The sequence below is a fragment of the Bacillus sp. CECT 9360 genome, from assembly GCF_918741275.1.
GTDB lineage: Bacteria > Bacillota > Bacilli > Bacillales > DSM-1321 > Peribacillus.
The window spans coordinates 117,002-142,375 of record NZ_CAKKNA010000005.1 but is presented as its reverse complement, the minus strand read 5'-3'; the positions used below and the strand labels follow the sequence as shown (position 1 = coordinate 142,375).

Genomic DNA, 25,374 nt, shown 5'->3' with positions numbered 1-25,374 from the left:
TACTTCCACTCCTATCTCTTTTTATTCTTTATTTACCACTATGGACGAGAGATTAACCATTTAATTCCTTATATATTTTGCTTAAAAATTTGCTTAGTTTCTAACTTGCTTGCTTAGGGTAAATGTAATGTAAAGTACGCTACATATAAATGATTAATGGGAGTATTGGATGGAGGGGACGATTTTTGATTACGTTTGAGCATGTAGGAAAGACATATCCAGACGGGTTTAAAGCGCTAAAGGATATAAATTTAACGATTCAAAAAGGGGAATTGATCACATTGATCGGCCCAAGCGGCTGCGGCAAAACGACGACCATGAAAATGATCAATCGCCTGATAGAACCGACACAAGGCTTAATCACAATTGAAGGGGAAGATATTTCAAATAAAAATCCCGTAGAGCTGCGAAGAAGTATTGGCTATGTCATTCAGCAAATCGGATTGCTGCCGCATATGACGATTGCGGAAAATATCTCGCTCGTTCCCAGATTAAAAGGCTGGGAAAAGGAACGCTATCACAACAGGGTCGATGAACTGCTCGATATGGTAGGTCTCGATCCGGAAACATATAAGGAAAGATACCCGGACGAGCTGAGCGGAGGGCAGCAGCAACGAATCGGGGTCATTCGCGCTCTGGCTGCCGAACCGCCGATTGTCCTTATGGATGAGCCATTCAGCGCGCTCGATCCCATCAGCCGGGAACAACTTCAGGATGAACTCGTGAAACTGCAGGAAACCATCAAGAAGACGATTATCTTTGTCACCCATGATATGGATGAGGCCATTAAGATTTCGGACCGGATAGCGATTATGAAAGACGGGGAGATCGTTCAGTTCGACACGCCTGAAAAAATCCTTCGGCATCCTGCTAATGATTATGTAAAAGGGTTCATCGGCGAAGATAGGCTTGAGAATGCCGACTCTTCCGGGGGACCCATTGCAAAGGACTTAATGCTGCGGAAGCCTGTAACGGCAAAGCCGTCCAGAGGCCTTGCTGAAGCTCTCAGCCTTATGAAATCATATCGAGTGGACACCCTGCTTGTAACCGACAATCAGGATCATTTACTCGGAATCGCCACGATAGAAAATGTTAAGCAACACTATCAGGATGAGGAAAAAATAGTAAGCGAGATCATGGAGACAAATGTGAAAACGGTAAATATCGATTCACCCTACTCGGATGTGGCAGAGGTTTTTGCGCGAGATGGCGCTCCTACCATTCCCGTTCTCCAAGATGGAAGGCTGGTCGGTTTAATTACCCGGGGAACAATGATGCGTGGCCTTGCGGGAATGCAACCTGTATTAACGACGGAAGGGGACAGCGATCATGGTTAATTTTTTTCAGGCATTGGCAGAGACTTTCCGCGAACGGTGGCCTGATATTTTAATAGGCTTGCAGGAGCATTTATTTTTGTCGTTAATTTCGATTTTTATAGCGGCGATCGTCGCGATTCCGCTTGGGATATATATTTCAAAGAAAAAGAGAATTGCTGAATCTGTGATTGGGGTTACCGCTATCTTTCAGACTATTCCAAGCCTTGCGCTATTCGGCTTTTTGCTGCCGATATTCGGAATTGGAAGTACGACGGCAATCATAGCTTTAACGATTTATGCATTGCTTCCTATCATTCGTAATACCTACACGGGGATTAACAGTGTGCCGGATTCAACTGTCGAAGCTGGAAGAGGGATGGGGATGACAGAGGGGCAAATCCTGCGGATGATTGAACTGCCGCTTGCTATGCCGATTATCATGTCGGGATTGCGCACGGCTGCCGTGATGACGATTGGGGTCGCTACCTTGGCTGCTTTCATCGGTGCAGGAGGATTAGGAGATCTGATTTATAGAGGTTTATCCTCTACAAGAAATGAACTTGTATTAGCTGGTGCGATACCTGTTGCTATGCTTGCGATCATTTGCGACTGGATTTTAAAGCAAATTGAACTGGCAGCAATGCCAAAGGCAAAGAAAAAGCGTTCCTTTGTCAAAATATCTCTGATTGCTGCACCGGTGGCGGCTGTATTATTAGTGCTTGGCATTAGCGCAAACAGTGGGGCAACGCATGAGGATCAAATCGTGGTTGCCGGTAAGAAATGGACCGAGCAATACATTTTGCCTTATCTGATTGAGGCTTATGTAGAAGACAAAACAGATTACGATGTAAAAGTGGAAGATGGGCTGGGTGAAACGCCAATATTGACGAAAGCGATCCAAAATGGCGATATTGACATGTATATAGAATATACAGGGACAGGATTGCTTACCATCTTAAAAGAAGAATATCAGCCGTCCATGACCGCTGATGAAATATATGAAAAAGTAAAAGAAGGCTATAAGGAAAAATACGAATTGGAATGGCTAAATCCGCTTGGATTTGAGAACACATACGCACTTGCCTTAAATCCGGAAACGGCTAAGAAATTAAATGTCACAACCGCTTCCGAATTGGCCCCTTCAACACCTGAACTGGCATTTGGAGGTTCGGCAGAGTTCTTTGAAAGAGAAGACGGGTTTCCCGCTTTAATTGAAACGTATGATTACCAATTTAAAGAAAAAGATAGCCTTGATCCAAACCTTATGTATACGGCTGTGAGGGAAGGGGACGTTGACATGATCCCGGCGTTTACGACGGATGGTCGGATTACCCGTTTTAATCTAAAAGTGTTAGAGGATGATAAGCGATTCTTCCCGCCTTATTATGCGGCACCGATTGTAAGGGAGGATACTTTGAAGGAGCATCCTGAATTAAAAGGAGTAATGAATTCGCTTGAAGGAAAAATTTCTGAAGAAGACATGGCGGAAATGAACGCAAGAGTTGATTTGGATAAAGAAGAGCCTAAAAAAGTGGCCGTCGAATTCTTGAAGAAAAAAGGTTTAATTGAATAAAATACAAAATAAACGAACCGCCCCAGCAGGATTTTAAGGGGCGGTTCGTTTATTTTGTAAAATGATGCATATTCCACAAGAAAGTCAAGCAATAAGGCATACAATAAGTAAAAAAACACCATCCAAATTTGACGAAAATGTGAAATTAAATTTGACAATTTTGTGAACAAAGTGAATAATATATAAAAAAGGAGGCTTACTAAAATGAAATCATATGCAAAAATGTTAAATGCTGTGAAGTATGTGGGTAGTATTGTACTAACACTTGGAATTATCATTTTCTTGTACGGATTTTTTGTAAGCGATTACAGCGCAGTGACTGGGATTGGCATTGGTACAATTATGGGTGCCGTTTTTATCTTTTTAATGGGCGTGTTCTTTGTGGCAACGGAAGAGATGTTGGAGAAAAGATATAAAGGAATTAACGTAGGTCAATTGAAAGCAAAAAAAGGAGCGCCATTGTAGGCGCTCCTTTTTGATAAAACCAATTACATATCCCATACCATGGCTAGTAATGTTCCGAAGACGGTAACTAGAGCTATGATTAATCCGTAGTAGATGTTCCCATAGATTGCTTTTTTATCCTCGGTTTCACCAGCATGCATAAATACTACAACCTGAACGCCTGCTTGTACGAAGGCTGTTACAAGGAGAATCGTCATGCCTACCACAAATGACATGTCCAGGAAGACAACCGAAAGAGCAACTACAGTCAGGAGCAGCGAGAATACATAACCCATTAATTGTTTAGCCGGGAATAATTCTCTCATGTTTACATCATTCCTTTCAGATAGATGAAGCTGAAGATGAAGATCCATACTACATCTAGGAAATGCCAGTAAAGAGAAAAGATGAATGACTTATTGGCTGTTTCAGGTGTCAATCCGCGCTTTTTCACTTGCAGGACGATAAATAATCCCCAGAATAAACCAACTGTAACGTGCGCTCCATGTGTCCCTAAAGTTGTTAATAGGATTGCTGTGAATGCACTAGTTTGAAGTCCTGCTCCAACGTGAACATAGTGAACGAACTCAAAAATTTCAAATCCTAAGAATCCTAGACCGAGAAGAAGTGTGATAGCAAAGAATGACATCATTGCTTTCTTATTGCCGATACGCATGGCATGGATTCCAAGACCAATGGTAAAACTACTTGTTAAAAGCAAGAATGTTTCAATTAGCACTGGAGTGATTTCGAAAATCTGTGCTCCAGTAGGACCATTACCAGTACGATCAACTAGTGTGAAATATGACGCGAATAGCGTTGCAAAAAGCATGATTTCAGCACCCAGGAAGATCCAAAAACCTAAGATTTTTAAGCGGTTTTCTTCCGTACTATATTCAAGTGGCAGCGAGTGATCAATTTTCATTATTTAGCACCTCGCAATTTTGTTTCTGTCTCTTCAATTTCTTTGACAGAGATGTAATGACCGTGATCTTTCTCGAATGAACGGTGAGCCATACAAGCAAATATACCGATTGTTGTAAGGATTACAAGAGGCCAGATGGCGAATACAAAGGCAAATCCCCATACAAAGAAGATCCCACTCATGATAATCGGCATGCCGCTGTTATTGGGCATATGAATTTTTTCATATTCACCCTTGAATAAAACATGGCCTTTTTTCTTAGAGTCCCAGAACGTTTCAATTGAATTAACTTGAGGCACTTTAGCAAAGTTATATTCGGGTACCGGCGTATGGGTAGCCCACTCTAAAGAACGTGCATCCCATGGATCGGAACCGATATCTCTTGAAGCGTAACGAGTGCTGTAGTAGATGTTGTAGACGATCAATACAAAACCTATTGCCATTACAAGTGCACCGATAAACGAAATCATATTGTAAATTCCAAATCCGGTTGATTCGGAGTATGTGTACATACGGCGCGCTTGACCATCCAAACCAGAGAAAAACATTGGCATGAATGCTAAGAGAGTGCCTGCTGCAATAAGCCATGCAGTCCATTTCCCGATTCTTTCATTCAGCATGAAACCGAACATTTTTGGCCAATAGTAAGTGAGACCGGCCAGCATCGCAAATACAACACCAGGAATGATAACCATGTGGAAGTGAGCTACTAAGAACATCGTATTATGATATTGATAGTCAGCAGCTGACATTCCAAGCATTACCCCGGTAACTCCGCCGAGTGTGAAAAGCGGAATGAAAAGCAATGTATAAAGCATTGGAGTGGTAATCGTAATTTTCCCTTTCCAAAGCGTGAACAACCAGTTGAAAATCTTAACCCCGGTCGGTACGGCAATCGCCATTGTTGTAATCGAGAAGATACTGTTTGTCAGTGCTCCTTGACCCATTGTAAAGAAGTGGTGGGCCCATACCAGGAATGAAAGAAGAGAGATTGCAACCATTGAGTAAACCATTGATTTATAGCCGTATAGGTTACGACGTGCAAAGGTTGAGATAATCTCACTATAAATACCGAATGCCGGCAAAATTAAGATATAAACTTCAGGATGTCCCCAAACCCAGAACAAGTTTGCCCAAAGCATATCCATACCGCCGTTACTTGTTGTAAAGAAGTTTGTCCCGAATAGCCGGTCCATTGTTCCCATTATAAGTAATATTGTTAATACAGGGAACGCGAAAACGATAATAGCATTAGTGATTAAAGCAGACCATGTGAACATTGGCATTTTCATTAATGTCATACCAGGTGCTCTCATTTTAAGAATGGTCGTCATAAAGTTAATACCGGTCATTAATGTACCGATACCAGCAATCTGAACAGCAATCATATAATAATTCGTTCCTACCGATTCACTAAATTCGTTACCTGCCAGTGGGAAATAAGAAGACCAGCCTGCATCAGGAGACCCACCAACTACGAAAGAGATGTTGAATAACATCGCTCCGGCAAAGAATAACCAGAAACTTAGTGCATTCAAGCGTGGGAACGCTACGTCACGCGCTCCAATTTGTAATGGAATAACGAAGTTCATTAAGGCCATAATGAAAGGCATGGCCATAAAGATAATCATAACGACCCCGTGCGTTGTGAAAATTTCATTATAGTGCTGTGCATCCAGCAGCTTGTTTTCAGGCGCGGAAAGCTGGGCACGCATCATAATGGCATCTGCCCCACCGCGGAATAGCATCAGCAAGGCAGATATCAGATACATAATACTGATACGTTTATGGTCTACGGTTGTTAACCATTCACTCCATAAATAACCCCATTTTTTAAAATAGGTTAAGCCGGCGAGTATTGCGAGAACTGTAAGGCCAATGGCAACCATCGATGCGTAAATCGCAGGGCTTGGATGTGGTATGGCGAATCTATCAAAAAATTCCATATATTTGTGACTCCTTTCGGGAAGTATATAACTGTCATGTAAAACTAGTTGTTATCAAAATCAAAAACTATTAATGCTCGTTGTGTTCGAATGTTCATCGGAATCGCTTGATTCATGATCTTCATGCTCATCTGAATCACTAGATTCATGATTTTCATGCTCTGAATGCTTATCTGAATCTTTTGATCCATGATCATGTCCTGTTGGAGGTGGACTGAATTCTAAATGAGTTCCAGTGAACGTCGACCTTCCAAGGTGACCTGGTTCTAATAACTCATCGAATTGTTCTTCAGAAAGAGGTTCAGCGGTTTCTTTCACTTCTTCGACCCATTCGTCATATTCAGCTTGAGGCATAGCTTCGACGTCGAACGTATTTTCAGCGAACCCTTTACCACTGAAGTTTGCATTTCGTCCCATGAATTCCCCTGGAACGTCTGCAGCTAAGTGTAACGTGTTAACCATGTCACTCATCGCGTATTTTTGTCCCCCAAGTTGCGGAATCCAAAAACTAGTAATGGGCCCGTACGAATATAGTTTAAATTCAATTGGGCGGTTTGCTGGAATGTTCAAGTAGTTAACGGTTTCGATTCCTTCTTCCGGATAACTAAAATGCCATTTCCAGTTAGAGGACGAAGCATAGATAACTACAGGCTCTTGATCTTCGTATCCTTGTGGAGTTGCTTCAACTTTATAATTGCTTTGGACTGAAACGAATGAAAGGAAAGCGACGATTAAAACCGGAATCCCGACACAAATCACTTCAACCCACACATTCCCTTCAATGTAAGGCGGTTCATAATCTTCACTTTGTTTAGACGCACGATATTTAAATAACAAATAAATTAGAAGTGCGAAAACAACAATGACGATAATCGACATGAGCCAAATCGATAACATAATGTCATTTGCTTGCGTTTCTGCTTGAGGACCTTTAGGATCTAGGACCAATAATGGGTTATCGCAACCCGTTAGCACTGTGGTAATAGTGAAAAGCATTGATAATAATACCAATCTCATTTTCATAAAATACCCCTTTCTTATTTAATGAAGGAAATTGTAAAATACCAAAACAAAATAATTTTGTTTATTATTTCACAAATGTTCTTTAGAACATAAAATACTAGTTCAGACTTCTAGAACTATCGTATTCATATTAGTACCAATGGGGGTAAAAACACAATTAAAAACATGTACTGTCACAAAAAGTTCATGATTAAGCAGGAATTGGCTGGAAGCGTTTTCTGGAAATGGGTTAATTGCTTGTTTATTCATGAAAATTATGAACACTAATTTTTTATGTCAATATATTATTTTAATATTTATTTTATAAATAAATAGAAGCAGGCACCTTTTAAGGTTGACCTGCTTCTCTAATTTGTCCATTGTCTTTTAACTTGTGTGAGTGCTTTGCTGAAGATAACGTCTTCTGTTTCTTCTGGCCTCGCAATTACATTCGTTTGATAGCTTTTTCCTAAATAATCGATTGTTACAGTCACCTGAACCATGTTGTTCATCCTTTCTCATTTTGCTTACAGATTTTATATACCTCTACTATTAAAGGTGAAACCTATGAATAGGAAAATTTTCTTCCAATTTCCTCCATAACTAGTCAAAGTTTGACTGAAAAAACCGATATAGAAAGAGTCAGTAAATTTTAAGGGAGGGAAACCATGAGAAAGAGAGAGATAAAATTAAGTACAAAAATAGTTATGGCATTATTGATCGCCATGCTATTTATTTTGCTTTTGAATGTTTTTATATTGTTTTTTAATACGAAGACATCTGTTGAGCAGTCGATTTCGAACTTCAGCATTAATCAGGCGAAGAACGTTGCCGAAACCTTCGATAGCCGTAAATATGAGAAGTTTTTGGAAGATCAAACGGAATCAAGTGATTATTGGAGTCTTCGGGAACAGCTGAATGATTTCCGAGTAAAAACAGGTGCGGCATACGTATATACGCTTGCAGTAAATGAAGACAAAGAATTATCGATACTTGTAGACGGGTTTCCGAGAGGGTATGAAGATGCCAGTTCAATCGGTTCTCCCACAACTGCGACAAAATACGAAGATATCGAGGATGCCGTAAAGGGAGACTTTAGTTCGACCGATATCGTTGACGATCCAGAATTCGGAAGCTATCTTTCCGCTTTCGCACCTATTAAGGATTCTGACGGAAAAGTCATCGGTGTCATGGGTGTTGATATTATGGCTGATGATGTAAGCGAAATTGAAAGCATTGTCGTCGCCGATAATCTACCTATATTTATAGGGCTTATACTAGTTGTGATGATTTTCTTCAGCGCAGTATTGTTATTTTATATCCGAAAAAGGCTGAAACCACTATCAACCATTACGGAAACAGCGAAAAAAATAGAAGCAGGAAATATAGGCGAAGCCGAGCAAATGATCAATAACCTTACGATAAAAGAAAATGATGAAATCAAGCATGTTACGGAATCGTTTAAAAACATGACCAGCAGAATCAGGGTGATGATTACAAACATTGTTGAAATATCCCATCATTTAAGTAAAACGTCCGAAGAGTTAAACGAACATGTAAGCTCCGTGAGAAGTACTAATAACTCAGTAACAACGATGATATCTAGCATTGCGGCTGGAAGCGACAGCCAAATGCGGCAATCCGAAGAGTCGGTTAAGGCAATGGAGGAAATGGCAGTGGGCATCCAAAGAATCGCCGACTCCTCATCTGCTGTATCTGAAACCTCCACGGACGCAACCGGCACAGTGGCACAGAGCGAGGAAGAGTTAGCCGCGGTAATTGACGAGATCCAGGATGTTGAAGCTTCAATAACAAAGACGGCGTCACGTTTAGAAACTATGGTAAGCGGAGTAGATGAAATTAGCGAAATCACCAAAGTTATTGCGGAAATATCGGATCAGACCAATCTGCTTGCGTTAAATGCGGCTATTGAAGCAGCCAGGGCGGGCGAACAAGGAAAAGGCTTTGCGGTGGTAGCCGAAGAAGTCAGAAGGCTTGCTGAACAAACAAAAACATCAGCAGAAAAAATCTCCCAGTTAATCGGGAACTTCAATTCAGTTACTCAAAATGTTTTATTGGAAATGACTGAAAGTACGGAAAAGGCACAAAAAGGAACGAATTCCATTAAGCAAACGGGAGAAATGTTCAACAGCATTCTTCAATCTGTCCAGAAAGTGAACGAAGAAATCCAGGAGGTATCAGCAGTCACGGAACAAATGAGTGCAGGCTCCGAGGAAGTATTCGCATCCCTTGAGCAGTTTGCGAATATCACAAAGCAGACTGCAGGAAATACTGTTGCTGTGGCAAAAGAGTCAAAAGAAGAGCTCTCAAGGATGGACAAGATGGAAGAAACGACCCATCAACTCAAGGAATTTGCTGAGAAGCTTGATGAGTCGGTATCCATGTTCAAGGTATAATGAATCGTAAATAGCAACTCCGGTAAGGAAGGGTTCCTTGCCGGAGTTTCTTTATGTACTTGAGTTGAGGTAATTTATTAACCTGTGACCTTGTACTGCCCATCGAAAATTTTTTTATCGAGCACAAATCTGTATAATCGAGCAGAAATTCAGATAATAGAGCACAAATTCAGGTAATCGAGCAGAAATTGCGATCATCGAGCACAAATCCGGATCATCGAGTAGAAATTCAAATTATCGAGCACAAATCCGGATCATCGAGCACAAATCCAGGTAATCGAGCACAAATCCAGATCATCGAGCACAAATTCAAAATCATCAATCATAAAACGAAAATGAACAAAAAGAAGGCAAATTTCTTCATGTGAAACCCCCATTTCAAATATAAAGTAGTTGTCAACAAATCATGGATTATATATCGTTTCCAGCGGTTGTGAAAATATGATTACATTTTACAATCGCCCTTCGGAACAAGTATCTGGTTGACAGAGGGCTGTTTTTTTCCTATAGTAGCAATGACAAATTGATAAACTGGCGGCACGGAGAGGTTCATAGCGATAACCCTCTTTAAAAAACTATGGTTTTGATACTTTGAACTTATCAACCATATCTTAAGGAGATGTGGTTTTTCTGTTTTTCTAAGCCTTTTAAGAGTTAGTGTGCAGCGGTATGATAAGGGGAGTTTTTTTATGGCTGGAAGAAAAGATGAAGAATTACAGGATATTACCTTGCTTGGGAATCAGGGGACAAAGTATCTCTTTGAATATTCGCCAGATATTTTGGAGTCGTTCGATAATAAACATCCAAACCGTGATTATTTCGTAAAGTTTAATTGTCCAGAATTCACGAGCCTTTGTCCGATGACCGGACAGCCGGATTTTGCGACGATTTATATCAGTTACATTCCCGGCCAAAAAATGGTGGAAAGCAAATCGTTAAAGCTTTATTTATTCAGCTTCCGCAATCACGGTGACTTTCATGAGGATTGCATGAACATCATCATGAACGACCTCATTGAATTGATGGATCCGAAATATATCGAGGTTTGGGGTAAATTCACACCAAGAGGCGGCATATCGATTGACCCGTATACGAATTATGGAAAGCCCGGTACGAAGTATGAAGAAATGGCAGACTACCGTTTAATGAATCATGATCTTTATCCGGAAAAGATCGATAATCGTTAAATATCAACGAAAATAAACGGGCGGTGGTCTTTCACCGGCGCTCTCTTTTAAAGCTACCCGACATTTAACGGGTCGGCTTTTTTTTTTACGATATTTACCGTGCTTGAGAGTTTAAGTATATGGGTATAAGGTAAAAGGAAAGATGTTTGAATATTATAAAAACTACGGAGGTGCTCTATGATCGAAAGAGAGCAGGAAGTGCAGGTAAAAAGTAATTTTAGCAAGAAAGCATTTTGGACAGCGATGGCCTCGGGATTTCTGTTGCTTGGATTATTGCTTGTATCTTTTGGGATCTCAGGGGTGGCCTATGCCGTTCCGATTGCCGGTGTCGGGGACTTTTATGTTAAGTTTGATAAGCTTGAAGGAACCGGGTATACGTTTTTCCCGAAACTAGGCGAGACGAGCAGCTCTGATTCGGCTCCCCAAGGTACAAACTTAATTAAAGATGTCACCATTACCAATCTTCAGCTCTATAAGGATTTTAAAGTGAATGGGGAGACAATCAGGGTGAAAATCACAGCTTCAAAGCCTGTTAAAATAACTGGTCTGCACCATGATGCCGGGTTAATAGAAGCCAATGCCACATTCCAGAACCTCACCTTAAAGGAAAACAACAGCGATGACTGGACAAAGCAATTCGAACAAACGTCTTCTAATATCATTCTTGAAGATGCAAATCTTAAAACACATTATCTATTCCAGGAAACGATTAATATGGGCGGTATGAAGCTCACTGTCGATAAAATCAATGAGTAGTACGGGGAGGAATCATGATGGGGTTTAAGGGATGGAGAAAGTCGCGTCCGTTTTGGGGAGCCATGGTCATAATTGTAAGCGGTATCACGATACTGTGGGTGCCGATGAATCTATATCTTAGCACATTCCTTCCTGGATCCGTTGCGATGATCGGGTTGTTATTTGGCGGTTTAATCATGCTGACAGGCATGCTTGCCATGTTTTTTCCCAATTCATCGAGAATGCTTGGCATAATGACTATATTCTTTTCCATTTTATCTGTAATTGGGGCATTGGGCGGATTTCTGTTCGGTACGATATTCGGGATTATCGGAGGTTCTTTGTTGATTGCATGGAGACCGGCAGAAGTGAAAGAACCGCAACGGAAACTGGAGATGTCAGAGCGCCCAGCTAAGATAGGGTAAAGGAGACCATCGCATGAAGAAAAAGCTTTTGGACAGCAAACTTATAATTGCCATAATCAGTGTTCACTTTTTATTGTTATTCGCATTGTCTCCTTTTTCTTTTGCCAAAGCTAAAACGGATGATTCGGGCGGATTCGTCATACAAGCCGATCGGGTAGTAGGTACGAATATGAAGCCTTCTGTCGTGTTCACAGAAACATCAAGCAGGGATAAGGTTCCGATGATGCGCATTCATTATGAGGAGGCAGTAATTTATGGGATGAAACTAACTAAACAATTGAATACGCCTCAAGGACCGGTAAGCATTACCTTGAAAGCAGATGGACCTGTGAGAATGAGGGGTATGACTGTGGACACGAGCGCGATTTCATTAAAGGGGGCCTGCCTCAGGACAACTGAAACCATACCGCAGGCCGGCCTTGAGGATGTAACGATGCTGGTCCATTATATGAATGCGGAAGGAAGCAATATTGAGGAGCTTATATTACAAACAGTACCAGGAAATGAAGGACCAGCCAAGCCGAAAAAGACACAAATATTAGTCGATTTAGCACTTCTTCCTTATAATCAAGCCGTGAAAGAAGTCCAAAAAATGTCTGAAGGAAAGGAACCGCTCGTCTGTGATGAGCCTGAAGATGAGGGGAAATCCGATACTTCAAATGAAGCGGCCGCCAATCCAGTAACGGATGCCCAGCTGGAGAAAATAGTTCCGGATGAAGCTGGAGACGTCATCGATGAAACGGTGGAAGACGTGAAGGAGCCTGTGGAAGAAGTAACCGACCAGATCACGAAACCGGTTCAGGATACTGTTAAGAAAACAGTGAAACCGATTAATGAAAAGGTAATAAAACCGGTTGAGAAAAAGCTAGAACCAATCACGAAACCAGTACAGGAAAACCTTTCTGCATCTTGTAAAAGGTTAAGAGATTCAGGGGGTAAAATATCGAAAGAACTGGGGATCGATCTAATCGACGAGGCGCTAAAGAAAGATAAAGCATTGACGGAATTATGCGACGGAAACGCCTCCTTATCAAAGCAGCTGGAAAAGCTGGAGGAAGGATTGACCAGTAAACTCGGACTGGATTTCTTATTCAAGACGCTATCTAATGAAGAACAAAGGTTGAAAAAGATGAAAGAACGGCTTGAGGGTAAAGACGATAATTATATAATTTTATTATAAAGACAGGGGAGAAATCCTTTGTCTTTTTCTATTGTTATAATCTATTTCAAATTTGAAAAATATTATTTTAATAAAACTTAATATTCCGACTTCAATTAAAAGTATCAAATTATGACAATTTATGCCGTTATATATAGAAACACTTTCATGAAAGGATGGATGCTACATGAAAAGAAATATACTTATTCCATTTCTGATTGTCCTGCTCTTAGTTAGCAGTGCATGTTCAAATGGGGAATCATCTGCTAAGGAATCCAAAGAACGGGTTAAGATAGGGATTATGCTTTCCGATGCGGGCTTAGGCGATCAATCCTTTTCCGATGCGGGTTTTGCTGGGCTTGAAAAAGCGAGAAATGAGCTAGACGTTTCGTTTGATTATCGGGAAATATCTGAAACTAAAACCTATGAAAAAGGTTTGGAGGAACTGGTCGAAGAAGAGAATGACCTTATCATCGGCTTAGGGTTTTCCATGCAGGAAGCGATTGATAAGACAGCTAAGAAATATCCCAAACAAACTTTCTTGCTGATCGATTCTGAATCAGAATTACCGAATGTACATACCGTCACCTTCAAAGAAGAAGAAGGTTCGTATTTAATCGGCGCGATTGCCGGCATGAAAACAAAAAGCAATACGGTCGGCTTTGTAGGTGGAATGGATGTTCCGCTTATCCGTAAGTTTGAAAAAGGGTTTATTGAAGGAGTAAAAGCAGTTAATCCCAAGGCGAAAGTCATTTCTGAGTTTGCCGGAAGCTTTGGTGATGACAAACTGGGGCAAAGTATGGCGAAAAAGATGATTGGACAGGGTGCGGATTATATCTACCCTGCAGCCGGCTTCACTGGTGTTGGCGTTTTGCTTGAAGCACAAGCTTCCGGAATCTATTCCTTTGGTGTAGATACCGACCAGTTTTATTTAGCGGAAAAAGCTGTTGCTTCCTCTATGTTAAAACGGGTGGATAACGCGATTTATGATGTGACTAAAGAATATGCATCAAATGGAAAGCTTTCAAAAAAGAAAAGTCAGCTAGGGATTAAGGAAAACGGGGTCGATATAGCACCGATCCGAGTTATTTCGCTATCTGCTAGTGAGCAGGATACCTTAGACGATCTTCGTGAAAAAATTTCTGACGGATCGATTACAATAAAGCCTTAAGAAAGGAGGTTGTCACTACAATGAAGCTGCAACAAAAAATCTTATTGATGTCTATAGTGCCATTACTGCTTTCAGTTTTCATAATCGGATACACGATCTTTGGCATGAAATCTTTAGAGTCTTCCACGGAAAGTATTGTGGATATGTTAGTTGAAGTGGAAGAACTGAACAGCTCGGCAAAAAATTTACAGAAATCGTTAAGCGCATTTTCACTTAATGTGTCTGCGAGCAATGCGAATGATATCGAGCAAGATCTCAAGACAACAAAAACCATTTATAATAAGTTAAATGATGATCTAACAGATAAAGACCAAAAAGAAATTTCTAAAAGGGTCTCTACTAAATTCGATGCTTTAAGCAATGAATCATCTACTGCCTTACAGTCGGAAAACCAAGCAGAAATTAAGCGCCAGTCTTTGCGGACAAAAGGTGTTCAAAATGATATTTATCAATTAAAGCAAGCGATCACGGATCAATATAATCAAATGCAAAAGGATCTGCAAAACCAGATTAATGGAATGGTAACATTTTCAGTTATTGCTTTAATTTTGTTGATTTCTGGAAGTCTATTGTTTTCTATTTTGTTGACTAAACGAATTGTTGGTCCGATTAAGCAGATTACGGAAAGTGCTGAAAAGATAGCTCAAGGAAATCTGGCAGTGGAAAATATTCAAGTGAGTACAAAAGATGAGATTTTCTCTCTTAACGAGGCATTCCGGCAAATGACTGATAATCTTCGCAGGGTTATTGAACAAGTCAGCAATAGTTCCGGCCAGGTAGCTGCATCAGCAGAGGAGCTCATGGCGAGTGCGGATGAAACGATGAGTGGTACCGAACAAATAACGTCATCAATCCAACAGGTTTCCACAGGCGCAGAACATCAAACCAGGATGTCCAAAGAGTCCGTGGGTTATGTAGAGCAAAGTACTTTAGGGGTCAATCAAATTGCCAAGAATGCTTCGGATGTTCTAAAATTGTCGGAAGCAACCAATCAAATGACCAAGCAAGGCTCAGCTTTAGTCGAAGAAACGCTTCAGCAAATGGATTCAATCCATACATCTGTTGAAGAAACTGATCAGGCGCTGCATCAATTAAATAAGCGGTCTGATGAAATCGGCAGCATTCTGAAACTTATCAAGGATATTGCAGACCAAACGAATTTGCTGGCTCTTAATGCGGCGATCGAAGCTGCCCGGGCCGGAGAAGCCGGAAAAGGCTTTGCCGTGGTTGCGGATGAAGTACGTAAGTTGGCTGAACAGACCGGACAATCCGTCTCCAAAATATCGGTCATTACAAGTGATATACAGGCCGATACAGTAAAATCAGTTGAATCCATAGATTTTGTAAAAGATAAGGTTGGTACCGGATTACAGCTGGCACAGGATACAAGGCAGACCTTTAATGTCATTCTCGAATCAATAGAGGAAGTAAGGGAGCATATAAAGGAAATTACGCAAATCTCCACACAAGTAAGCGGAGAAGTAGTACATGTTTCATCAGGAATGAACGAAATATTAAAAGTGGCAGGCAGCACATCTGCCAGTGCATCAGAAGTGGCTTCATCCTCTGAGGAGCAGTTGGCCTCGATGGAAGAAGTGAACGCAGCAGCAGCTTCACTATCAAACTTGGCCGAAGAACTGCAAAGTGCGATATCAAGTTTTAAATTAAAGTAAATATCATCTAATTGGGTATTCCTTCAAAAGGAGTACCCTTTTTGTTTTGCCTTTTTATATTTAATTGTCCTCCTTCAAAATACATTTGTTCATGTATTGTGGATTTTTTATCTTGATTGTTTTCCCTAAAAAGGTGATAATAGAAATTATATTTTAGTGATCATATCAAAAATAGGGGATGTATGAATGAAGGTTGTAAAGTTTGGCGGTTCTTCACTGGCATCAGGCATACAAGTGAATAAAGTATTGAATATCGTTGTCTCTGACCCGGAGCGGAAAATTGTCGTTGTGTCTGCACCGGGAAAAAGACATGCTGATGATGTTAAAGTGACAGATTTGTTGATCGCATGTGCAGAACGGCACCTGCAGCATGGCGAAGCGTCTGAGCTTGAGGATGCCATTATAAGCAGGTATGGGAGCATTGCCGAGCATTTAAATATGCCAGGAGAAATCACCGAGCAAATTCGCGAAGATCTCCATGAATTATTGACAGGGGAGAAAAGTAACCCTGATAGATACTTAGATGCCGTAAAAGCAAGTGGAGAAGATAATAACGCGAAGCTGGTTGCCGCTTATTTTCAAAGTCAGGGTTTGGATGCCCATTACGTAAATCCGAGAGAAGCGGGGCTTATTGTCGGCGATGAATCGGGTTATGTAAAGGTACTGGCTGAATCGTATGACAATCTCTATAAATTGCGGGAGCAGTCTGGTATCATCGTTTTTCCTGGTTTTTTTGGCTACAACAATAGTGGAGAAGTGATTACATTTTCAAGGAGCGGCTCGGATATAACTGGTTCTATTCTCGCAAACGGAGTCAAAGCCGACCTCTACGAAAACTTTACCGATGTGGATGCGGTATATTCTGTAAATCCGAATGTGGTGTCGAATCCGAAGGAAGTTCGCGAACTTACATACCGCGAAATGAGAGAGCTTTCTTATGCGGGTTTTTCCGTTTTTCATGATGAAGCCTTGATTCCGGCTTTCCGCGCGGGAATCCCGGTAAATATTAAAAATACGAATAACCCGGGTGCAGTAGGGACTAAGATCGTGAATAAACGCGATAACACTAATGGACCAGTCGTAGGGATTGCAAGCGATGATGGTTTTTGCAGTATTTATGTAAGCAAATACTTAATGAACCGGGAAATCGGTTTTGGGCGTAGGCTTCTGCAAATATTAGAAGAACACGGTCTGTCTTATGAACATGTCCCTTCCGGTATAGACGACATTTCCATCATTCTAAGACAAGGCCAGATAGACCAGAATGCCGAAGACAAAATTGTATCCCGGATTTATGAGGAGCTGCGTGCGGATGAAGTGAAGGTTGAACATGACCTCGCGCTTATCATGGTTGTAGGCGAAGGAATGCGCCATAATGTAGGGACAACCGCTCGGGCATCCAATGCCTTAGCGAAAGCAAAGGTGAACATTGAAATGATCAATCAAGGATCTTCGGAAGTCAGCATGATGTTCGGTGTTAAAAATAAGGATGAGATAAAAGCCGTGCAGGCTTTGTATGAAGAATTTTTCGCCGCAGTCCCCGTTACGAGATAGATGATTAAGGCCCATTGCATAGACTGCAGTGGGACAGATTCTTATCTGAGTCAATGAAACCGGAGCTAATCCTAGATCGGCGAGTTTTTTATTATAAGGCTGATTTTTCTTGTTCGATTACCTGAAAAAATAAAAGTTAATAGGCGGTAAAATTAGATGGTGCATGATTATAGCCATATTCATAGGAGAATTTCAATTAGAACTTTGATACCTGTGAAGAGCATTTCTCATTTTGTATAAGAGATGGAAGAAGAACTAAAACTATATTTATACTAAACCCCAAAAATAGTTAAACAGCCTAACAATAATTGTTTCCGTTCATCATTAAATAAAGAGAATGAATTATTTAAACAGGGATGGATGGACATGGCTAAGAGGTACCGGGGAAAGAGCTTGAAATCTTTGCCTTCAAAGGGACGCGGGGAATGTCCGTTGTGCCAAAGAAAAAGAATTAAGCTCGTGTACTCATATAAAACGGATACAAACCAAACGATTCAAGTATGCAAGAATTGCCGGCATAAATAATTGTATAAAAAGAAACACCCCCCTCAAAAAAATGGCCCTCTTTGCTTTGATAAAGAGGGCTGCATTATTGGGATTTTTTTCAAAAAAAATAAAATAAAATAACTGGTGCAAAAGTGAAAGATTGGGAATATAATTGTTACAATGAGTTGGGAAATTTGTAAGGATTTTGAAGAGAATAAAGATTGAAGAATAGATTATACGAAACTTTGGGGATGCGGGTGTGAACAATTTGAAAAAAGGTATTCTGTTGTTTGGATTTGTAGTGGTAATCAGTGGTTTCGTCTTATCGGGGGCAGCTTTAGGCTCATCAGAAAAGGAACATCAAGGGATAAGCAATCATGATAAGAAAGAAATGACGCTATTAAAAAAAGAATGGATCGATCCGGAGCTTGTTTTGATTGACTCTAGGAATGGTGCGGAGTTGCAAAAATTAAAAGCATCTGCTATCAGAAACACAGAAAATGCCAAGGAAACGGCCAACCAACTGGAAGTTAAGTATGACCGGGCGATGATCCCTGCTAAATTGCGCAGCAATGGTCAATTAAATCCAGGGCAATCCCGTGTTGTGATCGATAAAAAGGTCCTTATGAAAGAATTTGAAAACTTTAAGGCTTTCCAAAGAGAGATAAAAGTACCAATCAGTGAATCGGCGCCCAATGTTACGGCTGGAGCGATAGCTAATATAGATCAAGCTGTGTTGGGGAGCTTTGTCACTAGATTCAACCCAAGCGTGACGGGAAGAAGCTCTAATATAGCACTGTCCGCGCAAGAAATTGATCAGATCGTTCTGGGTCCCGGAGACCGATTCTATTTTAATAGGATCGTTGGTGAAAGAACCGCTCAAAGAGGCTATCAAAAGGCTATGGAGATCGTTAATAAGGAATTTGTGGAAGGAATAGGCGGGGGAATTTGCCAGACCTCCAGTACGCTTTACAATGCGATTGACAGCGCCGGCTTGGGAATTCTTGAGCTACATCACCATTCGAAGGAAGTCGGCTATGTACCTAAAGATCGGGATGCCACCGTTTCTTATGGCGGGAAAGACTTCAAATTCATAAATAACAAAGATTATCCTGTGCTGATTAAAACTATTACAAACAGGAAAAATGGTACGCTTGAGGTTCAAGTAAGGGCAGCCGCTAAATATGTGGCCAAGAATTGATGAAAAGGTGGAAACGTCAAGTTTCTGCCTTTTTTTCGCGGAAAGGAACTTTCCGAACGGGATAGGTGGAAATACGTTTCTCAGGAGGCAGTTTGGTTGATGAAAGGAGAAGAATAGAAGTATTATAAGAACAGAAGTTATGGTCCATGAAATTTTTTAAATGCGATTTTTAGAATGGAGGATTACAAATGGCGAAAACGTTCAAAGAAATGGTAACGGAAGCACGTGCAAATGTGTCTGGAATCAGTTCGGCAGAAGCCCGTGAGAAGATGAAGGAAAACCCGGACACCTTAGTGATTGATGTGCAGGATGCAAAAGATGCAGGCGCTTGTGGGTTAATTCCAAGCAGCGCTAACATTTCACTGGGAATGCTTGCTATCCGTGCCGATCTTGAGTTACCGGAACATCTGCGTGAACCGCGATTGGCTGATCGCAACAGACCAGTTATCATTACCTGCGGCGCTGGTGGACAGGCTTCTCTTGGAGCGTATCTGCTAAAGCAAATGGGATTCAATGATGTTGCTTACATTGATGGAGGCACGACAGCGTGGAAGGAAGCCGGATTTGGGGTTGAATAAAAATCTGGATACCTCCTTTTTTATGATTTGAAATAGGAAATAACGGTTGAGGAGTTGAAATTCATAACTCCTCTTTTTTATGGTTTTGCTTATATAAGATGAATTTAAAGCTGTTGACCAATATATTTTTGGCTCATTCATGTGAAACCAGGGTTTCACATGAATGCAAGCGTTGCTGAAAGGTTTCTCCTCAGCCTATGCAGTTGGAGCTTAAATGAGACAAAAATCAACAATTATTATTTATCAATGCGTAATTCTTTAGTTCAACTTATATAGTTTGATTTTTCATCTCAATCGTAATAGTTTCCATAATTTTCTCTTTAATTTGCAGCTGTTTTTTTGAGTTTTTCTGCGCTTTTTTCACATTGCTTATACCGATGACATGTCTGACGTTTTGATTGGTTTCAATTAATTCTTTATATGGTTCATTCCGGTACACTTCTTTGAACCAATAGAATTCTAATAATAAACTAATGTTTTGATTGATTTGTTCTTCGTTTGGAGTTCCTGCGACAGACTTAGCTGTAGTCACGGACTCGATTATATTTGCAATTGCTTCAATAATTGGACTCATTTTTAAACCTCCTAGGATATTTGAGCAACTGTCGTTTATACGTATATCTTTTTTATCGTCTTTTTTTTGATTTTGTTAAAAAGTGATTCTTCATGTTAAACATTTAATCCATTCGGATGTTTTAAAAACCAGGATAAAAAATGTATGATATAAATAAGAATAATTATATAATTTTAAGATTTTAGCTTTTCGAAGGTTAATAAAAATATAAAAGAACGTTTTAGATAAATTCCTTTATTCCCGACCTAGCTTTGCATTCTTAAGGAAGGACCATCAGGTGACAGTATGAAAAAAATCTTTTCTTTTCTTAAGCCATACAAGCTGCCGATAGCCGTTGCTCTTTTTCTGATGCTAGTCGAATTGAGCGTCGAACTGATCCAGCCTATCTTAATGGCGAAAATTATTGATGACGGCATTTTACAGAAAGACATACAGACGGTCTACCTGTGGAGCGGCGTTTTGGTCGGGCTCTCTGTCCTGGCTTTTATTTGTGGTATCGTGAATTCATTTGTTTCCTCTCATGTGAGCCAGGGTTTTGGATATGACGTGAGAAAAGGTTTGTTCGCGAAAGTCCAATCCTTTTCATTTACAAATCTGGATAAAATTCCGACATCGTCGCTGATAACGAGAATGACGAATGACGTATCAGCTCTTCAGAATACCGTGTTTATGGGATTGAGAGTTATGCTGAGGGCGCCATTGCTTGTTATTGGTGGAACGATTATGGCTTTGCTCGTGAATTTTAGATTGTCATTCATTCTTCTAATTTCGATTCCGATTATTATTTTCTTTCTTATATGGATTATAAGCCGGGCCGGCAAGCTGTTCAAGTCTGTCCAGGAAAAACTTGATCACGTAAATGGCGTGATGCGTGAAAATTTAACAGGTATGCGGTTAATTAAGGCGTTCCTAAGAAAGGATTTTGAAATTAATCGATTCGAGAATGCGAGCGAACAATTAAAGAAGAAGATGGTTGCTTCCTTCAGGTTAATCGAAACAACGATGCCGATTCTGCTGCTTGTTATGAACCTGAGCATCATTATCATTCTTTGGTTTGGCAGTGAGCAGATTGCTAGGGGAGATATGAATGTCGGAGAGGTTGTGGCAATCCTCAATTATGCCACTAGGATTACCGCCTCCTTCTCTATGTTTTCCTGGCTAATCATGGCATTGTCAAGGGCACGGGCGTCTTCCCAGCGGATAAATGAAGTCTTTGATACGGAAGTTGACCTGCTTGATTCAATAGATGTTGAGGCATCAGCAGAAATCAGGACAGGCAAAGTGGAGTTTCAATCGGTTTCTTTTCGTTATCCCGCAACGGAAGTCCCGGTATTACGTGATATTTCCTTTACTGCCGGGTCTGGAGAAACGGTTGCCATCATGGGAGCGACAGGTTCCGGAAAAACGTCGTTATTCCAGCTGATACCGCGTCTATACGATCCGGATGGCGGAGAGGTGCTCGTTGATGGCCAGAACGTCAAAGAGATTCAGCTTGATCGCCTTCGAAAGCAAATTGGCGTTGTACCGCAAGAGGCTCACCTTTTTACAGGCACAGTCCGCGAAAACATCGCCTGGGGAAAAGCAAATGCGTCGGATGAAGCGATTATCGAAGCTGCCGTAAATGCACAAATTCATGAATCGATTATGAAACTGCCTTTGCAGTATAATACGATGCTTGGCCAAAAGGGAGTCAATCTCTCAGGAGGGCAAAAACAACGCTTATCTATTGCGAGAGCGCTTGTCAGAAAACCAAGGATTTTGCTTTTGGACGATAGCACCAGTGCACTTGATTTAAAAACGGAAGCGCAATTGCTTCACGCGTTGAAGAAATATTCGTGCACAACCTTCATTATTACCCAAAAAATCAGTACGGCGAGAAAAGCAGATTTGATTTTGTTAATGGAAGATGGAAGCCTGATTGCGAAAGGGACCCATGAGCAGATCCTTAAAAGCAATCCTCTTTATCAAAAAATTTATCAATCACAATTCGGAGAGGAGGCCCTTTAATTATGAGACGAATTGCACCTCCTTCCAATTCGGGGCATGCATCACACCCACATGCTGTCAGGAGAAATAAATCAAAGCCACAGGACTGGTCGATGACGATAAAACGGATATGGAAGTACCTAGCTGCTAATAAAGTTTTATTGATTCTTGTTTTGTTCATGATCGTCATAAGCTCTGCGCTAGGTCTTCTCGGACCTTATCTGGTAGGTACGGCGATCGATGACTATATCATGACAAGAGAAAACAGTGGTTTTCTTAAGCTGTTGCTAGGTTTGTCTTTTGTCTATGCCTTTTACTCGCTGTCAACCTGGCTGCAAAACTTTTGGATGATTGGGATTGCCCAGGATACGGTTAAAGTGATGCGCAATGAGCTTTTCGAGCAGCTGCAGAAACTGCCGATTCCCTTTTTCGATCATCGCCAGCATGGAGAACTGATGAGCCGGGTGACGAACGATATTGAAAATGTCAGCTCCACCCTAAACAGCTCGGTTATCCAGATTTTCTCAAGCATATTGACACTTGCTGGGACAGTGGGAGTGATGCTTTGGCTCAGTCCATTGTTGACGTTGCTGACATTGCTAATTGTGCCGTTGATGTTTGCCGGAATGAGGTGGATTACGAGCAGAACAGGCAGGCTGTTTAAGGAACAACAGCGGAATCTTGGCGAATTAAACGGTTTTATTGAGGAAACAATTTCAGGCCAACGAATTGTTAAAACATTCTCCCAGGAAAAGCAGGTGCTCGGCGATTTTATCGAACGAAGCGGAAAGCTGAGGCAGTCTGGCTATTTGGCGCAGGCATACTCGGGATTTATCCCGAAGTTGATGAATGTATTAAATAACCTCAGCTTTGCCATCATTGCTGGAGTTGGAGGAATTCTAGCTTTGAGGGACATCATATCAATCGGGACCATTGTTATTTTTACAGAGTATTCGAGACAATTTACCCGCCCTTTAAATGATCTTTCCAACCAGTTTAATACGCTTCTTTCCGCGGTGGCCGGCGCAGAAAGGGTATTTGAAATCCTGGATGAGGAAAAAGAAGAACAGGATGAAAAACAAGCTGAACGTCTTGAAAGAATCGATGGGAATGTGGAATTTGAACATGTTACTTTTTCCTATGAAAAAGACGGAAATACGATAAGAGATGTCAGCTTTCAAGTTCCAAAGGGTGAAACGGTTGCGCTGGTTGGGCCAACAGGTGCAGGAAAAACGACCATCATTAATTTGTTATCCCGTTTTTATAATCCAGATAGCGGGCGGATTTTGGTGGATGGCCATGATATCAATAGTATTAAAAGGGAAAGCCTGAGACGGCATATGGGGTTTGTGCTCCAGGATTCATTTTTGTTTCAAGGAAGCATCCGGGAAAACATCCGTTACGGAAGGCTCGATGCTACGGACATAGAGGTAGAGGAAGCAGCCAGATCAGCGAATGCCCATTCATTTATCATGAAGTTGCCAGACCAATATGATACGGTTTTAAAACAGGACGGCGGCGGGATCAGCCAGGGACAAAGACAGCTGCTTTCGATTGCCCGTGCCATTTTGGCTGATCCGATCATATTGATACTGGACGAAGCGACAAGCAGCATAGATACAATTACGGAGTTGAAAATACAAGAGGCGCTGCAGCGGTTGATGAAGGGAAGAACCAGTTTTGTCATTGCCCACAGGCTGGGTACCATCCAGCAGGCCGATCAGATTCTCGTCTTAGAGGAAGGTCGGATTATTGAAAAAGGGACACATGAATCACTTCTGAGTGAAAAAGGTTTCTATTATGGACTTTATCATAGCCAGCTGCAGGGAAAAGAACATTTGACCGGATGAAAAGGACTGTAAAGAGTCCTTTTTTGGTTAAACTTCCATTTCTGCCATAGTGCAGCTATGTCTAACTCTGCCTTAAGGCCTGCCATTTAATGAGTCTCCCCTTACACCAAAAGTCCTATTTTAAAACTAAAATGAAACTTATCAGGGTAGTTCTCGTATAATTGAAAGGATATCCCGTTTTCAAAGTGTAAATGCGCAGGAATTGGGGTATTTGATAAGTGGCATTTTTCTACATAATTTTTAAAATGCAGATTGTTAGAAACGGGGAGGTTTTTTTATGAAACGTACAGGTGAATATGTGTTAGGAATTATCGGGGTCATTTTATCAGCCCTCATGACGGGGCTGGGAGCGATATTTATTTTCTTTCAGGGAAGTGAGGATTTCCAACGAGGAATGGAAAATGAATTCGCTAATGATCCGACATTGAACTCCGGCGATGTGGAGATGATTATGGATGGTATGGACATATTAGGACCGATTGGCTGGTTACTTATCGTTGCAGCTATTTTGGGATTTGTGTTTGGGCTAATTGCTGTTTTCTTACTAAAAAGAAAACCTAAGGCAGCGGGAATCGTATTTATTGTTGGCGCCGTCCTAGTTGGTTTAGTCTCTGTTGGAGCGGGTTTCTTGCCAGGGCTTCTTTATCTAATTGCCGGAATTATGTGCCTTGTCCGTAAACCTAAGACGGATGACCCAGTCGTCCTGTAAAGAGATCGGTATCAAGTGGTTAATGGAGTCGTCTATTTCAATGCCAGGAAAGAGAATCAGGGTTGGTTCTTTTTCCTATGAGCATATTTTTTGTAAATCGTAATCATTACGTTTATTATATACATATAAACTATTAATGAGGTGATAAGCTTGAAACCAGAAATACATCCAGACTATCGTAAAGTAGTGTATATGGATACGAACAGCGGCTTTACTTTTTTAAGCGGATCAACGAAACCATCGAATGAGACGATTGATTGGGAAGATGGCAACACGTATCCACTACATAAGGTGGAAGTGAGTTCAGATACCCATCCGTTTTATACCGGACGGCAAAAGTTCGCGGATAAAGACGGAAGAGCGGAACGGTTCATGCAGAAATATAATCTCAAAAAAGAAGACGAATAATACGGAAGCCTGCATCACTAGTTGATGTAGGCTTTTTTTTATTAGATTTTCACTA

At 41.0% G+C, this 25,374-nt stretch carries 23 protein-coding genes; 17 read left to right on the top strand and 6 right to left on the bottom strand.

Features of this window, described 5'->3' with window-relative positions; all coding sequences use genetic code 11:
• The first annotated feature begins 185 nt into the window (after window positions 1-185).
• The 3 genes from LQ216_RS07655 (at window position 186) to LQ216_RS07645 (ending at window position 3,354) form a co-directional block, all read left to right on the top strand.
• Window positions 186-1,337, top strand: a complete 1,152-nt coding sequence (locus LQ216_RS07655; protein ID WP_230128551.1) for a betaine/proline/choline family ABC transporter ATP-binding protein — start codon at window positions 186-188, stop codon at window positions 1,335-1,337.
• The gene (locus tag LQ216_RS07650) at window positions 1,330-2,889 is read left to right on the top strand and encodes a glycine betaine ABC transporter substrate-binding protein (protein ID WP_230128549.1); all 1,560 of its coding nucleotides are present in this window, start codon (window positions 1,330-1,332) and stop codon (window positions 2,887-2,889) included. Before LQ216_RS07655 ends, LQ216_RS07650 begins: the two co-directional genes overlap by 8 nt.
• A 204-nt stretch (window positions 2,890-3,093) precedes the next feature.
• Window positions 3,094-3,354 carry a hypothetical protein gene (locus LQ216_RS07645; protein ID WP_230128547.1) on the top strand — a complete coding sequence of 87 codons (261 nt, stop codon included), beginning with the start codon at window positions 3,094-3,096 and terminating at the stop codon, window positions 3,352-3,354.
• 23 nt (window positions 3,355-3,377) lie between these two features.
• On the opposite strand, the gene qoxD is transcribed toward LQ216_RS07645, so the two are convergent.
• From qoxD to LQ216_RS07620, 5 genes are all read right to left on the bottom strand, one after another.
• Window positions 3,378-3,659: a cytochrome aa3 quinol oxidase subunit IV gene (qoxD, locus tag LQ216_RS07640; RefSeq protein ID WP_230128545.1), complete on the bottom strand. Its 282-nt coding sequence runs from the start codon at window positions 3,657-3,659 to the stop codon at window positions 3,378-3,380.
• A 2-nt stretch (window positions 3,660-3,661) separates the two neighbouring features.
• Entirely contained in the window at window positions 3,662-4,258 is a 597-nt protein-coding gene (qoxC, locus tag LQ216_RS07635; RefSeq protein ID WP_230128544.1) for a cytochrome aa3 quinol oxidase subunit III, read from the bottom strand.
• Complete coding sequence (gene qoxB, locus LQ216_RS07630) at window positions 4,258-6,204, bottom strand: cytochrome aa3 quinol oxidase subunit I (RefSeq protein ID WP_230128542.1); 1,947 nt, start codon at window positions 6,202-6,204, stop codon at window positions 4,258-4,260. Before qoxB ends, qoxC begins: the two co-directional genes overlap by 1 nt.
• Before the next feature lie 60 nt (window positions 6,205-6,264).
• A complete protein-coding gene (gene qoxA, locus LQ216_RS07625; RefSeq protein WP_230128540.1) occupies window positions 6,265-7,227 on the bottom strand; it encodes a cytochrome aa3 quinol oxidase subunit II in 963 nt (320 codons plus the stop codon).
• 347 nt (window positions 7,228-7,574) lie between these two features.
• Window positions 7,575-7,709, bottom strand: coding sequence for a BA3454 family stress response protein (locus LQ216_RS07620; protein WP_230128538.1), 135 nt, complete (start codon window positions 7,707-7,709; stop codon window positions 7,575-7,577).
• Window positions 7,710-7,874: 165 nt separating this feature from the next.
• Between LQ216_RS07620 and LQ216_RS07615 the strand changes: the two genes are divergently transcribed.
• The 10 genes from LQ216_RS07615 (at window position 7,875) to LQ216_RS07570 (ending at window position 19,792) form a co-directional block, all read left to right on the top strand.
• Window positions 7,875-9,623 carry a methyl-accepting chemotaxis protein gene (locus LQ216_RS07615; RefSeq protein ID WP_230128536.1) on the top strand — a complete coding sequence of 583 codons (1,749 nt, stop codon included), beginning with the start codon at window positions 7,875-7,877 and terminating at the stop codon, window positions 9,621-9,623.
• Between the two features lie 689 nt (window positions 9,624-10,312).
• A complete protein-coding gene (gene queF / locus LQ216_RS07610) occupies window positions 10,313-10,810 on the top strand; it encodes a preQ(1) synthase (protein ID WP_230128534.1) in 498 nt (165 codons plus the stop codon).
• A gap of 177 nt (window positions 10,811-10,987) precedes the next feature.
• Entirely contained in the window at window positions 10,988-11,566 is a 579-nt protein-coding gene (locus LQ216_RS07605; protein WP_230128533.1) for a DUF6230 family protein, read from the top strand.
• A 14-nt stretch (window positions 11,567-11,580) separates the two neighbouring features.
• A complete protein-coding gene (locus LQ216_RS07600) occupies window positions 11,581-11,970 on the top strand; it encodes a DUF6114 domain-containing protein (protein WP_230128531.1) in 390 nt (129 codons plus the stop codon).
• Window positions 11,971-11,983: 13 nt separating this feature from the next.
• Window positions 11,984-13,150, top strand: coding sequence for a hypothetical protein (locus LQ216_RS07595; protein WP_230128528.1), 1,167 nt, complete (start codon window positions 11,984-11,986; stop codon window positions 13,148-13,150).
• 166 nt (window positions 13,151-13,316) lie between these two features.
• Window positions 13,317-14,300, top strand: a complete 984-nt coding sequence (locus LQ216_RS07590) for a BMP family ABC transporter substrate-binding protein (RefSeq protein WP_230128526.1) — start codon at window positions 13,317-13,319, stop codon at window positions 14,298-14,300.
• A 20-nt stretch (window positions 14,301-14,320) separates the two neighbouring features.
• Complete coding sequence (locus LQ216_RS07585; protein ID WP_230128524.1) at window positions 14,321-15,973, top strand: HAMP domain-containing methyl-accepting chemotaxis protein; 1,653 nt, start codon at window positions 14,321-14,323, stop codon at window positions 15,971-15,973.
• Window positions 15,974-16,159: 186 nt separating this feature from the next.
• Window positions 16,160-17,527 carry an aspartate kinase gene (locus LQ216_RS07580; RefSeq protein ID WP_230128522.1) on the top strand — a complete coding sequence of 456 codons (1,368 nt, stop codon included), beginning with the start codon at window positions 16,160-16,162 and terminating at the stop codon, window positions 17,525-17,527.
• A gap of 745 nt (window positions 17,528-18,272) precedes the next feature.
• On the top strand, window positions 18,273-19,214 hold the full coding sequence (locus LQ216_RS07575) for a VanW family protein (RefSeq protein ID WP_230128520.1): 942 nt from the start codon (window positions 18,273-18,275) through the stop codon (window positions 19,212-19,214).
• Window positions 19,215-19,402: 188 nt separating this feature from the next.
• Window positions 19,403-19,792, top strand: coding sequence for a rhodanese-like domain-containing protein (locus tag LQ216_RS07570; protein WP_230128518.1), 390 nt, complete (start codon window positions 19,403-19,405; stop codon window positions 19,790-19,792).
• Window positions 19,793-20,060: 268 nt separating this feature from the next.
• On the opposite strand, the gene LQ216_RS07565 is transcribed toward LQ216_RS07570, so the two are convergent.
• Window positions 20,061-20,366, bottom strand: a complete 306-nt coding sequence (locus LQ216_RS07565; RefSeq protein ID WP_230128516.1) for a hypothetical protein — start codon at window positions 20,364-20,366, stop codon at window positions 20,061-20,063.
• A gap of 285 nt (window positions 20,367-20,651) precedes the next feature.
• Between LQ216_RS07565 and LQ216_RS07560 the strand changes: the two genes are divergently transcribed.
• From LQ216_RS07560 to LQ216_RS07545, 4 genes are all read left to right on the top strand, one after another.
• Entirely contained in the window at window positions 20,652-22,373 is a 1,722-nt protein-coding gene (locus tag LQ216_RS07560; protein ID WP_230128514.1) for an ABC transporter ATP-binding protein, read from the top strand.
• A 92-nt stretch (window positions 22,374-22,465) separates the two neighbouring features.
• The gene (locus LQ216_RS07555; RefSeq protein WP_230128810.1) at window positions 22,466-24,202 is read left to right on the top strand and encodes an ABC transporter ATP-binding protein; all 1,737 of its coding nucleotides are present in this window, start codon (window positions 22,466-22,468) and stop codon (window positions 24,200-24,202) included.
• Between the two features lie 277 nt (window positions 24,203-24,479).
• Window positions 24,480-24,911, top strand: coding sequence for a DUF4064 domain-containing protein (locus tag LQ216_RS07550; protein WP_230128512.1), 432 nt, complete (start codon window positions 24,480-24,482; stop codon window positions 24,909-24,911).
• A gap of 150 nt (window positions 24,912-25,061) precedes the next feature.
• The gene (locus LQ216_RS07545) at window positions 25,062-25,319 is read left to right on the top strand and encodes a type B 50S ribosomal protein L31 (RefSeq protein ID WP_230128510.1); all 258 of its coding nucleotides are present in this window, start codon (window positions 25,062-25,064) and stop codon (window positions 25,317-25,319) included.
• Window positions 25,320-25,374 lie beyond the last annotated feature (55 nt).